The following is a 12,703-nucleotide window of genomic DNA, read 5'->3' on the forward strand; positions in this document are numbered from 1 at the left end:
CGGTGACCGCGCTAGCGGGCGGCGAGGTCCATCTCGACGCGCGTCTCGGCCGGGACGCCCGCCGCGACCGTGCCGCGGAGCAGCCACACCGCCGCCGCCACGAGCAGGCCCGCGCCACCGGCCGCGAGGAACGCGACCGACGTGCTGACGTGCTCGACGAGGTAGCCGCTGATCGACTGGCCGATGGCCAGGCCGACGGTGACGGCGGTGATGACCCAGCCGAACGCCTCGGTGGCCGTGCCCTTCGGCGCGACCTGCTCGATCGCGGCCGAGTGGGTGGTCGCCTGCGGCGTGACCAGGGTGCCGACGAACAGCATCGTGATGCCGAGCCAGATGAGCGTGGTCGGGACGGCCAGCAGCAGCGACAGCGCGCCGAACCCGCCGAGCAGCGCGGGCAGCCGCAGGTGCATGGACTTGGGGAACGGCCTCATCGCGTACAGCACGCCGAACACGACGGAGCTGATCGACCAGGCGCTCAGCAGCAGACCGCCCATGCTGAGGTGGCCCGCGTTCGCCGCGGCCGCGGGCACCGCGACCTCGATGAACCCGATCGTGATCCCGAAGCCGAGCGCGGCGAGCGCGACGGTGCGCATGCCGGGGCTGGCCAGCGCGCCGAGCAGTTGCCGGTTCTCGACGACGGCGGGGCGGACGGCCCGGACGGTGGGGTTGAGCGCGAACCACGTGGCGCCGATGACCATGCAGACGACGCCGATGACGACGCCGGTGCCCGCCCACGGCGCCGCGACCAGCAGCCCGGACAGGCCGGGGCCGAGGATGAAGAAGACCTCCATGCTGATCGCCTCGTAGGCGTAGCCCGCGAGGCGGGTCGAGCCCGGCGGCACCATGCGGGCCCACAGGGCGCGGGACGCGGAGCCGACCATGGGCTCGTTGAACCCGACGAGGAACGCCAGGGGCAGCATCACCGCGACCGGCGCCCTCGACTCGACGGCCGTGATCGAGGCCGCGGCGAACACGATCAGCAGCCCGGTCGCGACCAGCAGCGGCCTGGTGGGGCCGAGCCGGTCCATCAGCCTGCCCTGCACGACCGCGCCGACCGCGACACCGACCAGCGAGCCCGCCGACACCAGCCCGGCGATCGCGAACGAGCCCGTCGTGCGCTGCACGTAGAGCAGCAGCGACAGGCCGACCATCGCGATCGGGAGGCGGGCGAGGAGGGAGGCGACCACGGGGCCGCGCATTCCGGGGGTGGTGAGGGCGGCGCGGTAGTCGGCGAGGCGGGCGGAGTGGGACATGCGTACCAGTGTGCACCACAGTGGTACGCCCGTACCAGTCATTTGCCGGTGCGGTCCATCACCGGCCCACCCGCTGGGACCGCCGTTGCGATTCGGTCACGGCAGTGCGATGTCCGGGTGAAAGTTGGCAACGAATCAGCTGAACTCGACGTCTTACAGGGTGACAGGGCTTGATGTGCCGGGGAGTCGTCGTGCGATCGTGTGCACAACGGGTCTCCGGAGCGGTGCCCGTCCGTGAAGATCGGCGCAGGGGTTTGGGCCGAGATCGGACCGGGTATCCAGTCCTCCACACCGGCGACGAGGGTCGGGGCCTGAACGCCGGAGTTGGAGATAGCGCGGTTCGTCGGGGGATGGACCGCGCAGAGCAAAGGGACCGGTGCGCCGCGTCGGGGGCGGCGCCCGGTCCCTTTGTTGTGCTCCGAACCTAGCGGGCCCGGCGAGCCAGTCGCTCGGGGTCGAGGATCAGCACGCTCTTGCCCTCCAGCCGCAACCAGCCGCGGTGGGCGAAGTCGGCCAGCGCCTTGTTCACGGTCTCCCGCGAGGCGCCGACGAACTGCGCGATCTCCTCCTGCGTCAGGTCGTGGGTGACCCTCAGCAGTCCCGCTTCCTGGCTGCCGAACCGCTGGGCGAGCTGGAGCAGCGCCTTCGCGACTCGGCCCGGCACGTCGGTGAAGATCAGGTCGGCCAGCATGGAGTTCGTCCGGCGCAGCCTGCGGGCCAGGGCCCTCAGCAGCTGCTCGGCGATCTCCGGCCGGTTCGTGATCCACGTCCGCAGAGCGGGTCGGTCCATGCTCACCGCGCGGACCTCGGTCACCGTGGTGGCCGTGGACGTGCGCGGACCGGGGTCGAAGATCGACAGTTCGCCGAACATGTCCGAGGGTCCGAAGATCCCCAGCAGGTTCTCGCGACCGTCCGGGGACTTCCGGCCGATCTTCACCTTGCCCGACTGGATGATGTACAGCCGGTCGCCCGGCTCACCTTCCGCGAAGATCACGTGGCCACGCGGGAATTCAACGGACTCCAGCGTCTGCGCCAGTGCCTCCGCTGCAGCCGGTTCAACCCCCTGGAAGATGCCCGCGCGGGCCAGGGTCTCGTCCACCTCGTCCCTCCTGTCGAGACGCGACGGCATGGTCGTGCGCCTTCCGCCTTTTGGCGGAGCCAGCGCCGTGCCGTCGATCACTGAGTGCAGTCTAAGGGTTGTGCGGTGGATCGCCTTCCGGCTCGCCGTCCCAAGTGGAGACGTGCTGATCCTCACCAACCCCAGACAGCCCGGTAAGGCCCACGAAGGGTGCTTCGTGGACCTGGTCGGTGCTCGCTGTCAGCGACGTGTGCGCCGCTGACGCAGGTTCCTGGCACGACCGCCCAGCCGTCGCAGCCGGAACAGCTCCAGCGCGCGACCGATGCCGTGCCCGTAGAGCGCCCTGACCTCGTCGGGGCGCGCCTGCTCCAAGAACTCCTCGACCTCGTCCTCCTGCACGGCGACGTGCCGCAGACGAGCTTCCACGCGCTCCATGAAGAGCGCGAAGAACATGATGATGATCGGAACGGCGATGACGAACCAGGCAGTCATGATGGCTCCGATCCTTGCGCATCGTGTTTCGGGTCGCTCAAGAGGGGGTCCCTCCAGCGTGTCGAGCCTCTGACGTATGAGGACGCCTACGCCCGTACATTGGTTCCGTGCCCACCGCGAAGTTTCGCCAAACGCCTGCGGCCAGGACGGAGACCAAGTTGGGTCGCGTTCGGCGGGCCCGGCGCATGGTCCGCCTGCTCCAGACGGGGTACCCGGACGCCCACTGCGAACTCGACTTCACCACGCCGTTGGAGCTGCTGGTCGCGGTGGTGCTGTCCGCGCAGACCACCGACAAGGGCGTCAACCTGGCGACCCCCGCGCTGTTCCGGCGCTACCGGACGGCCGAGGACTACGCGTCCGCCGACCGGACCGAGCTGGAGGAGCTGATCCGCTCGACCGGCTTCTACCGGAACAAGGCGAACTCCCTGCTGGGCCTGGGCGCCGCGCTGGTGGAGAGGTTCGACGGCGAGGTGCCCTCGAAGCTGGAGGACCTCGTCACGCTGCCCGGCGTCGGCCGCAAGACGGCGAACGTGGTGCTCGGCGACGCCTTCGGTGTGCCCGGCATCACCGTGGACACGCACCTCGGCCGCCTGGTCCGCCGCTGGGGCTGGACGACCGAGGAGGACCCGGTCAAGGTCGAGCACGCCGTCGGCGCGATGATCGAGCGCAAGGACTGGACGCTGTTCAACCACCGGACGATCTTCCACGGCCGCCGCGTCTGCCACGCCAAGAAGCCCGCCTGCGGTGCCTGCTTCCTGGCACCGCAGTGCCCCTCCTACGGGATCGGCGAGGTCGACCCGGACAAGGCCGCGAAGCTGGTCAAGGGCGACGAGGCGCCGCACCTGATCGAGCTGGCCGACCGCGTGCGGGCGGGTGAGAGGCTCGGGTGAGGACGGCGACGCGGTGGGCGCTGGTGGCGCTGGTGCTGGTGGTGGCGGGTGCGGTCGCGCTGTGGCCGCGCTCGGACGACCGGTCCGGCCAGGAGCCCGTCGCCGCCGCGAGGCCCGCGGAGGACCTGGGCGTGGCCCGCAACCTCGCCGCGCTGCGCCCGTGCCCCCGTGGCGGCCAGGACGGCCCGCAACCCCTTCGGGGGATCACCGCAACCTGCCTGGGTGATGGCGCGTCCCTCGACGTGGCCACGACCGTCGCGGGCGGTCCGGCGCTCATCAACTTCTGGGCGACCTGGTGCCAGCCGTGCCAGGAGGAGCTGAAGGTCTTGGACACCTACGCCCAGCAGCCGGGAGCGGTGCCCGTGGTCGCCGTGCAGGTGCTCAGCGGCGAGTCGGACGGGCTGGAGCTGCTGGCCAGGCTCGGCGTCCACCTGCCGTCGCTGCACGACGGGGCCGACGCGCTCCGCAAGGCGCTGAGGGCGTCGCCGAACCTGCCCTCCAGTTTTGTCGTCCGAGCGAATGGTGACGTGATCCAAGTTACATCTCCGCTGATCTTCTCCTCGCCGGACCAGGTCCGGGAGGCCGTCCGATGACGCTCCTGGCCGACCCGGCCGACGTGCCCGAGTGGATGGCCACGCTCGTGAAGGCCTCCGCCCAGATCGACGCCTCGGTCTTCTCCCGGATGACCGCACCCGCTTCCGCGACGGCTCGCGCGGCCGCCGTGCTGATGCTTTTCGGCGAGGGCAACGACGGCCCTGACGTGCTGCTCCTGCGTCGGGCGGACACGCTGGGGTCGCACCCCGGCCAGGTCGCGTTCCCCGGCGGAGCCGCCGACCCGACCGACGACGGACCGGTCGACACCGCGCTCCGCGAGGCCCGCGAGGAGACCGGTGTGCTCCCCGAGGGGGTGCGTCCGCTGGTCGTCCTGCCGGACCTGTTCGTGCCCGTGTCCAGCTTCCTCGTGAGCCCCGTGCTCGCACATTGGCGTGAACCGTGTCCGGTGGAGCCCGTAGACCCTGCTGAGACCGCGGCGGTGGCACGGGTGCCGATCGCCCACCTCGCGGACCCGGCCAACCGGTTCCTCGTGGGCCACCCGTCGGGCTACGTCGGCCCCGCGTTCTCCGCACCTGGCATGTTGGTGTGGGGGTTCACCGCGGGACTGCTCAACGGCCTCATCTCACTGGGCGGCTGGGAACGCCCGTGGGACGGGACCGACGTGCGGGACCTTGATCTAGCGCTGCGCGCTACGTAGAAGCTCGTCGGAGGTTGTGGGCGTGAATTGGGTCGACCTGCTGGTGCTGGCGCTCGCCGTGTTCGCGGCGGTGTCCGGCGCCCGGCAGGGCATGGTCATCGCCCTGCCCGCGTTCATCGGTGTCCTGGTCGGTCTCGTGCTGGGCACCCAGCTCGCGCCCCTCGTGGTCTCGCAGTTCGACAACGTCGTGACCAAGGTGGTCTTCGCGGTCGGCATCGTGATCCTGCTGGTCGCGCTGGGCGAGACCCTGGGCGTCTACATCGGCCGGATGGTGAAGCCGCACGTCAACGCGACGCCGCTGCGGGGCCTGGACAACGTGCTCGGCGCGGTCGTCCAGGGCCTCGTGGTGTTCGTCGTGGCGTGGATGATCGCCCTGCCGCTGACCTCGGTGGCGGGCCTGCCGTCGCTGGCCAAGGCGCTCAACCAGTCCGTGCTGCTCAAGACGGTCGACGACGCGATGCCGCAGGCCGCCCGCCAGCTGTCGGACGACCTTCAGAAGCTGTTCGACGTGTCCGGCTTCCCGGCCGCGATGGACCCGTTCAACCGCACCCCGCTCAAGGACGTCGGCCCCCCGAACCCGGAGCTGGCGGCGAACCCGATCGTGCAGAAGCTCCGGCCCAGCGTGCTCAAGGTCCGCGGCCGGGCCCCGTCGTGCTCGCGGGCGCTGGAGGGCACCGGGTTCGTCGTCGCGCCCGAGCGGGTCATGACGAACGCGCACGTCGTCGCGGGCACCAGCGAGGTGACCGTCGAGGTCGGCCGCGGCCAGTTCGACGCCACCGTGGTCCTCTACGACGCGCAGACCGACGTGGCGATCCTCGCCGTCCCGGACCTGGAGGCCACGCCGCTCCAGTTCGTCAGCGAGGAGATCCCCCAGGGCACGGACGGCATCGTGCTGGGCTACCCGCTGGACGGTCCGTACACGGCGTCGGAGGCACGGGTGCGGGAGCGCATCCCGATGCTGCGCGGACCGGACATCTACGACGCGCAGACCGTGACCCGCGACGTCTACACCGTGCGGGCGAAGGTCCGCAGCGGCAACTCCGGCGGTCCGCTGGTGGACCCGCAGGGCCGGGTGATGGGCGTGGTGTTCGGCGCGGCCGTCGACGACCAGGAAACCGGGTTCGTGCTGACCGCGCAGGAGGTCCAGGCCGAGGTGGAGAAGGCGTCGCAGCTGGTCAGGAAGGAGTCGACCCAGAGCTGCGCCAGTTAGCGCGGGGCCGCGCCGGAGTCCGCGGAGCAGCGACCATCAGGTGCCGCCGAGGAACTCCGCCAGCACCCTGCTGGTCGTGTGCGGGGCTTCCTGGTGGGGGAAGTGGCCTATCTCCGGTAAGCAGCGGAACTTGGAGTTCGGGCCGAGCCAGTAGGACGAGTGGCGGGCGGTGGGTTCGAGCATGACCGGGTCCACCGCGCCGTGCAGTTGCAGCACCGGCACGGCGAGCCTGCGGTCGATGGTCTCGATGAACCGCCTGCCGTCGCTGCGGACCTGCGAGCGCAGCGCCCAGCGGTAGTACTCCAGCGCGCTGTGGGCGACGCCCGGCACGAGCATGGCCTCGCGGTTGCGGCGGACGACCTCGTCGAACTCGGGCGCGACCGTCCACTTCGGACCGGACCACGTCCGCAGGAGCCCGCCGACGTTGGCGGCGCCGTCGCCGGTCAGCCAGCGCTCGGGGTAGACCGGCGCCTGGAACCGGAACACGTGGCCGCTGGCCCGTCCCTGGCCGCGCGGGTTCTTGCGGATGGCCCGGCGCAGCGCGAGCGGGTGCGGGGCGGAGATCGCGGTCACCGAGCGCACGAGCCGGGGGTGCATCGCGCCGACCGTCCACGCGAGCAGCCCGCCCCACGCGTGGCCGACGAGGTGGGCCCGGCGTTCACCGAGAGCCTTGACCAGGCCCGCGACGTCACCGGCGAGCGTCCAGCCGTCGTAGCCGCGCGGGGGTTTGTCCGAGTCTCCGTAGCCGCGCAGGTCGACCGCGACCGCGCGGTAGCCCGCCTCGGCCAACGACGTCAGCTGGTGCCGCCACGACCACCAGAACTCCGGGAACCCGTGCAGCAGCAGGACCAGCGGGCCGTCGCCCATCTCCGCGACGTGCAGCCGGATCCCGTTGGCCGAGACGTCGCGGTGGGTCCACGGGCCGCTGATCCGCACCGTGGACGGATCAGGTGGCAGGCGCACCGCGCGCGCCTAGCGGGCTTCGCCGCGGTGTCGCAACGTGTCGACGATGTCCTTGGCCGATTCGATCGTGCGCTCGGGTTTCCGCAGCTTCTTGAGCTTGCGGACGCCCAGCAGCACGAACAGCCCGGTGACGAGCAGCATCGCCGCGAAGACCGTCAGGAACGACAGCGACAGCGGCCAGCCGAAGACGTCGTAGAGCGCGTAGCCGATGGTCAGGAACAGGAAGAAGAGGCTGAACAGCAGCACCGTGAGCGCGACGATGAAGTACACGCTGCCGGTGAGGCCCTTCTTGACCTCCTTGACGACCTCGGACTTCGCCAGTTCGACCTCGGCCCTGACCAGCGTCGACAGGTGGCCGGTGGCATCGCGGACGAGCCCGCCGAGCGACGTCTCCTCCGCGATCCTGGCCGCGTTCTCCGCCGTCAGCGGGATCGACGGGACGGGCGGCAGACCGTCGCTTCCACGGCCGCCGTTGGTGTTCTCCCTCGCGCTGGTCACCCGGTCATCGTGCCATGCACGCGGACGGGCAGCCGTTCGGCTGGCGGATCAGGTCGCTTCGTCGTCGCGCCGGTGCGCGCGACTGCGCCGAACGAGCAGGACGGCGGCGAGCAGCGAGGCCGCCAACGACGCCAGCAGGACGGCGGCCTTCGCCTGTTCAGCGGCGGCTCCGTCCAGCGCGAGGTCGGAGATCAGGAGGCTGACGGTGAACCCGACGCCGCCCAGCATCCCGACGGCGACGATGTCGCGCGGCCCCGCTCCGCTCGGCCACACCGCGGCGCCGAACCGCACCGCGAGCGCCGCCGCGCCGACGATCCCCACGACCTTGCCGACCACCAGCCCGGCCATGACGCCGAGCGCGATCCGGTCCGAGAACAGCGCGCCGAGCGCGTCGGCGCCGACGGGGACCCCGGCGGCGAACAGCGCGAACACCGGGACCGCGAACCCGGCGGAGTACGGCTGGAGCCGGTGTTCGAGGCGGACGGCCGGGGAGTGCCTCTCGCGCGGGTCCTTGCGGACGCGCGTCAGCAGGCCGAGCGCGACGCCCGCGATGGTGGCGTGCACGCCCGCCGCGTGCACCAGCGCCCACGTGGCCAGCGCGATCGGCACGTACAGCCACGCGGTGCGGACCCGCCGGTGCTGGAGGTAGGCGTAGAGCGCCATCAGCGCCACGGCCCCGAGCGCCGCGAGCGCGTTGAACGTCGAGGTGAACAGGACCGCGATCACCAGGATGGCGCCGAGGTCGTCGACCACGGCGAGGCTGAGCAGGAACACCCGCAGGCTGCTGGGCAGGCCGGACGCGGTGATCGCGAGGACGCCGAGCGCGAACGCGATGTCGGTCGCCACGGGGATGGCCCACGCCCGTTCGACGCCGGGCTCACCCCAGGCCACGCCCACCGCGACCAGAGCCGGGACGACCATGCCGCCTGCCGCGGCGATCACCGGCAGGATCGCCGCCTTGACCTTCGACAGCTCGCCGACGACCAGTTCGCGCTTGAGTTCGAGGCCCGCGACGAAGAAGAACACCGCGAGCAGACCGTCCTTGGCCCAGTCGCCGACGCTCAGGTCCAGGTGCAGCGACGCCGGACCGACCCGCAGGTCGCGCAGCCCCGTGTACAGGTCGGCCAGCGGTGAGTTGGCCCAGATCAGCGCGATGGCGGTGGCGCCCAGCAGGACCAGGCCGCCGACGGTCTCGGTGCGCAGGTAGCGGGCGAAATCGGTGACGATGGCTGGGGGGCGGGACTTCACCAGGTCAGCTCCGGGGTCTCGGGGACAGCACGATGTTGCTGCCGACCAGACTTCCCGGCTCACCGGAACCCACTCTAACGACCGGAAGGGCCCGCCGACGGATCGGCGAGCCCTTTCGTGACCGGGCTATCAGTCCTCGGTCGTGGTCTTCAACCCGCTGGAGATCAGGTCCATCACGGACGAGTCGGCCAGCGTCGTCACGTCCCCGACCTGCCGGTTCTCCGCCACGTCCTTCAACAGCCTGCGCATGATCTTGCCCGAGCGGGTCTTCGGCAGCTCCGGCACGACCATGATCTGCCGCGGCTTCGCGATCGGCCCGATCTCCTTGGCCACGTGCTCGCGCAGCGCCTTGATCGCCTCCGCGCCGGACGCGCTGTCGGCCACGCCACCGCGCAGGATCACGAACGCCACGATGCCCTGGCCGGTGGTCGGGTCGGACGCGCCGACGACCGCCGCCTCGGCCACGGTCGGGTGCGAGACCAGCGCGGACTCGACCTCGGTGGTGGAGATGCGGTGGCCGGACACGTTCATCACGTCGTCCACCCGGCCGAGCAGCCAGATGTCGCCGTCGGCGTCGTACTTCGCGCCGTCACCGGCGAAGTAGAAGCCCTGCTCGGCGAACCGCGACCAGTACGTGTCGCGGAAGCGCTCCTCGTCGCCCCAGATGCCGCGCAGCATCGCGGGCCACGGCTGGTCGAGCACCAGGTAGCCACCGCCGCCGTGCTCCACCTCGACGCCCTGCTCGTCGACCACCTTCGCGCCGATGCCGGGCAGCGGGCGCTGCGCCGAACCGGGCTTGGTCGAGATGACGCCGGGCAGCGGCGAGATCATGATCGCGCCGGTCTCGGTCTGCCACCACGTGTCCACGATCGGCGCCTTGCCCGCGCCGATGTGCTCGCGGTACCAGATCCACGCCTCGGGGTTGATCGGCTCGCCGACGCTGCCGAGGACGCGCAGCGAGGACAGGTCGTACTTCGCGGGGATGTCGTCGCCCCACTTCATGAACGTGCGGATCAGCGTCGGCGCCGTGTAGTAGATCGAGACGCCGTACTCCTGCACGATCTCCCAGTGCCGACCCTCGTGCGGGGTGTTCGGCGTGCCCTCGTAGACGACCTGGGTGACGCGGTTCGCCAGCGGCCCGTAGACGATGTAGCTGTGGCCGGTGACCCAGCCGATGTCGGCGGTGCACCAGTACACGTCGGTGTCCGGCTTGAGGTCGAACACGTTGTGGTGCGTGTACGCGGCCTGCGTCAGGTACCCGCCGGTCGTGTGCAGGATGCCCTTCGGCTTCCCGGTCGTGCCGGAGGTGTAGAGGATGAACAGCGGGTGCTCGCTGTCGAACGCCTCGGGCACGTGCTCCTCGGACTGGGCGTCCACGACGTCGTGCCACCACACGTCGCGGCCCTCCACCCAGTCCACTTCGGACTCGGTGCGCTTCACGACGAGCACGTTGGTGACGCTGGGGGTCTGCGCGACGGCCTCGTCCACGGCGGCCTTGAGCGACACGGGCTTGCCGCGCCGGTACTGGCCGTCCGTGGTGATCACGATCTTGGCCTGGGCGTCGTCGATGCGGGTGCGCAGCGCCTCGGCGGAGAAGCCCGCGAAGACGACGCTGTGCGTCGCGCCGAGCCGGGCGACGGCGAGGATCGAGAAGATCGCCTCGGGCACCATCGGCATGTAGACCGCGACCCGGTCACCGGTCTCCAGGCCGAGCGAGACCAGCGCGTTCGCGGCCTTGGAGACCTCGCGCTTGAGGTCGTTGTAGGTGATCGTGCGCTTGTCGCCGGGCTCGCCGACCCAGTGGATCGCGACCTGGTCGCCGTGGCCGGACTCGACGTGCCGGTCCACGCAGTTGTAGGCGACGTTGAGCTTGCCGCCGACGAACCACTTCGCGAACGGCGCTTCCGACCAGTCGAGGACCTGGTCCCACCTGGTGTCCCACTCCAGGCGGTCCGCCTGCTCCGCCCAGAACGCCTCGCGGTCGGCACTCGCAGCGTCGTACAGCGCGGATGTCGCGTTCGCCTGCGCGGCGAACTCCGCGCTGGGCGGGAACGTCCGGCTCTCCGTGTGCAGGTTGTCCAGGGCTGGGCCCTGGCCCGACGGCTGGGTCATGGTGCGAGACCTCCTACATTCCTGACCTACGTGCTGAGCGGCAGTGCTGACCGTAGTGCCGGACGACCCGGATCGACAGGCTCGGCACGCGAAAAGGTTCAGACCAATTCTGCGTCCAGTCGAAACACCTGGGTAACTGTGTAACTCCGCTCGCGCGCCAGTGCCACCGTTCTTCGGCTGAACGACCCGTCCGTTGCGACGAACGGCCCCGGCGTGACGCACCTCACCCCTGATCGGACCAGTTTCGGCTGGTCAGCCCTTCGCGCACGGCGGGCCACTCCGGTGCGGTCGCGGAGTGCGCCGCGGTGTCGCGCAGCGTGCCGTCCGGTCGCGCGCGGTCACGGGTCGGTCGAACCGGTCTGCGCTCACGGCCTGGCGCCATGGCGGAAGTGGCTACTCTTGCGGGCCCACTTCAGGGCAATGCCGGATATCCACTTTACCGGCGGGTAATGTCCGGGCCGTGACCGATCCGCTGGCTCCGCTGCTGGACCTGCCCGGCGTGGCCGACGCCGTCGCCAACGCCAAGAACGCCGTCTTCCAGGTGCACCGCCACCGGGTGAACCTGCGCGGCTGGGCGACGACGGCCGCCGAGGCGTCCGTGCGCGCCGCCCGCGCGTCCGCCGCCCTGGACGGCGGCCCGACCGCGATCCCGGAGGACGGCTCGGTGACCGACCCCGTGCTGGCCGGGTCGCTGCGGGTCGCCGAGGCGCTCGGCACGCTGCTGCCCACGTGGGAGCGCGCTCCGTCGCAGGCGCTGGCCCGGCTGCACCTGCTGGCCGCCGCCGACTTCGACGGCGAGCTGGGCAGGCCCCGGCTCGACCCCGGCGTCGCCGACCGGCTCGACCTGCTCGCGGGCCTGCTGACCGGCGGCACGAAGGCACCGGGTCCACTCCTGGTGTCGATCGTCCACGGCGAACTGCTGGCGCTCTCGCCGTTCGAGAGCGCCAACGGCGTCGTGGCGCGGGCCGCCGCGCGGCTCACGTCGATCGCCACCGGCCTGGACCCGAAGGGCCTCGGCGTCCCCGAGGTCCACTGCCTGCGGCGGCAGAACGAGTACGACGCCGCGCTGGTCGGGTTCACCACCGGTGAGCCCGAGGGCGTCGCCCGGTGGATCCTGTTCTGCTGCTCAGCCCTGGAGGCGGGCGCCCGCGAGGCGTCGAGCATCGCGGACGCCGCCTCCACGTGATCAGCTGACGAAGTCGCCCACGTACCCGAGGCGCGCCGGGCCGGTCAGGGCGGCCTTCGGCCACTTCACCATCACGGTCCGGTCGGTCGCGGCGGTCGACGGCAGGGTGAAGGACGCGGCCGCGGGCGTGTAGCCCTCACCGGTCCCCTTCTTGGAGGCGAGGTACACCACCTTCGGGTTGCCGGGCACCAGCACGGCGGGCTTGGCGTTCGCCGGGTCGGGGGAGACGACGGGGACGGGCAGCGGCATGTTGGACCGGTCCACGAAGACCAGGTCGCCGAGCGTTCCGCTCATCGTGCACGCCGTACCGGGTTTCGCCTCGAAGATGATGCCGAACAGCTGGTCGCCGGGGTTCGGCGACGTGAACGTCGCCACCTCGGAGAAGAGGGTGGACGCGGTGCACTGAGGGGTGGGGATGGAGGCGTCCGCGACGCCCGCCGAGCCGAGGGCGAGCGCCACGGCGCCGACGAGGACTGAGGCCAGCTTGGAAGTGGTCATACCCGTGAACACGCCTCGGTCCG

Annotated in this window: 13 protein-coding genes; 5 read left to right on the forward strand and 8 right to left on the reverse strand. The window is 71.2% G+C overall.

What is annotated here, in order from left to right:
* Nucleotides 1–11 precede the first annotated feature (11 nt).
* From AC156L_RS31090 to AC156L_RS31100, 3 genes are all read right to left on the reverse strand, one after another.
* Nucleotides 12–1,253 (reverse strand): MFS transporter, encoded by a 1,242-nt coding sequence (locus AC156L_RS31090; protein ID WP_330875573.1) that lies wholly within the window; start codon nucleotides 1,251–1,253, stop codon nucleotides 12–14.
* A gap of 424 nt (nucleotides 1,254–1,677) precedes the next feature.
* The gene (locus tag AC156L_RS31095; RefSeq protein WP_106185253.1) at nucleotides 1,678–2,352 is read right to left on the reverse strand and encodes a Crp/Fnr family transcriptional regulator; all 675 of its coding nucleotides are present in this window, start codon (nucleotides 2,350–2,352) and stop codon (nucleotides 1,678–1,680) included.
* A gap of 219 nt (nucleotides 2,353–2,571) precedes the next feature.
* Nucleotides 2,572–2,823 (reverse strand): hypothetical protein, encoded by a 252-nt coding sequence (locus AC156L_RS31100; protein WP_259629660.1) that lies wholly within the window; start codon nucleotides 2,821–2,823, stop codon nucleotides 2,572–2,574.
* A gap of 185 nt (nucleotides 2,824–3,008) precedes the next feature.
* Between AC156L_RS31100 and nth the strand changes: the two genes are divergently transcribed.
* The 4 genes from nth to AC156L_RS31120 are packed head-to-tail and all read left to right on the forward strand — an operon-like array spanning nucleotide 3,009 to nucleotide 6,175.
* Nucleotides 3,009–3,713: an endonuclease III gene (gene nth, locus AC156L_RS31105; RefSeq protein ID WP_330875601.1), complete on the forward strand. Its 705-nt coding sequence runs from the start codon at nucleotides 3,009–3,011 to the stop codon at nucleotides 3,711–3,713.
* Nucleotides 3,710–4,306 (forward strand): TlpA family protein disulfide reductase, encoded by a 597-nt coding sequence (locus tag AC156L_RS31110; RefSeq protein ID WP_330875574.1) that lies wholly within the window; start codon nucleotides 3,710–3,712, stop codon nucleotides 4,304–4,306. The genes nth and AC156L_RS31110 overlap by 4 nt, the downstream gene beginning before the upstream one ends.
* Nucleotides 4,303–4,965, forward strand: a complete 663-nt coding sequence (locus AC156L_RS31115) for an NUDIX hydrolase (RefSeq protein WP_330875575.1) — start codon at nucleotides 4,303–4,305, stop codon at nucleotides 4,963–4,965. The genes AC156L_RS31110 and AC156L_RS31115 overlap by 4 nt, the downstream gene beginning before the upstream one ends.
* A 22-nt stretch (nucleotides 4,966–4,987) precedes the next feature.
* Nucleotides 4,988–6,175 carry a MarP family serine protease gene (locus AC156L_RS31120; protein WP_330875576.1) on the forward strand — a complete coding sequence of 396 codons (1,188 nt, stop codon included), beginning with the start codon at nucleotides 4,988–4,990 and terminating at the stop codon, nucleotides 6,173–6,175.
* Between the two features lie 36 nt (nucleotides 6,176–6,211).
* Here AC156L_RS31120 and AC156L_RS31125 read toward each other — a convergent pair whose 3' ends face one another.
* From AC156L_RS31125 to acs, 4 genes are all read right to left on the reverse strand, one after another.
* Nucleotides 6,212–7,138 (reverse strand): alpha/beta fold hydrolase, encoded by a 927-nt coding sequence (locus AC156L_RS31125; RefSeq protein ID WP_330875577.1) that lies wholly within the window; start codon nucleotides 7,136–7,138, stop codon nucleotides 6,212–6,214.
* Nucleotides 7,139–7,147: 9 nt separating this feature from the next.
* Nucleotides 7,148–7,636: a phage holin family protein gene (locus tag AC156L_RS31130; RefSeq protein WP_330875578.1), complete on the reverse strand. Its 489-nt coding sequence runs from the start codon at nucleotides 7,634–7,636 to the stop codon at nucleotides 7,148–7,150.
* A 48-nt stretch (nucleotides 7,637–7,684) separates the two neighbouring features.
* On the reverse strand, nucleotides 7,685–8,884 hold the full coding sequence (gene nhaA / locus AC156L_RS31135; protein WP_330875579.1) for a Na+/H+ antiporter NhaA: 1,200 nt from the start codon (nucleotides 8,882–8,884) through the stop codon (nucleotides 7,685–7,687).
* 129 nt (nucleotides 8,885–9,013) lie between these two features.
* Nucleotides 9,014–10,996, reverse strand: coding sequence for an acetate--CoA ligase (acs, locus tag AC156L_RS31140; protein ID WP_330875580.1), 1,983 nt, complete (start codon nucleotides 10,994–10,996; stop codon nucleotides 9,014–9,016).
* Nucleotides 10,997–11,456: 460 nt separating this feature from the next.
* Between acs and AC156L_RS31145 the strand changes: the two genes are divergently transcribed.
* On the forward strand, nucleotides 11,457–12,182 hold the full coding sequence (locus tag AC156L_RS31145) for a Fic family protein (protein WP_330875581.1): 726 nt from the start codon (nucleotides 11,457–11,459) through the stop codon (nucleotides 12,180–12,182).
* Here AC156L_RS31145 and AC156L_RS31150 read toward each other — a convergent pair whose 3' ends face one another.
* Nucleotides 12,183–12,680, reverse strand: coding sequence for a hypothetical protein (locus AC156L_RS31150; protein WP_330875582.1), 498 nt, complete (start codon nucleotides 12,678–12,680; stop codon nucleotides 12,183–12,185). It lies immediately after the preceding gene.
* Nucleotides 12,681–12,703 lie beyond the last annotated feature (23 nt).

This window comes from Umezawaea sp. (assembly GCF_057122925.1).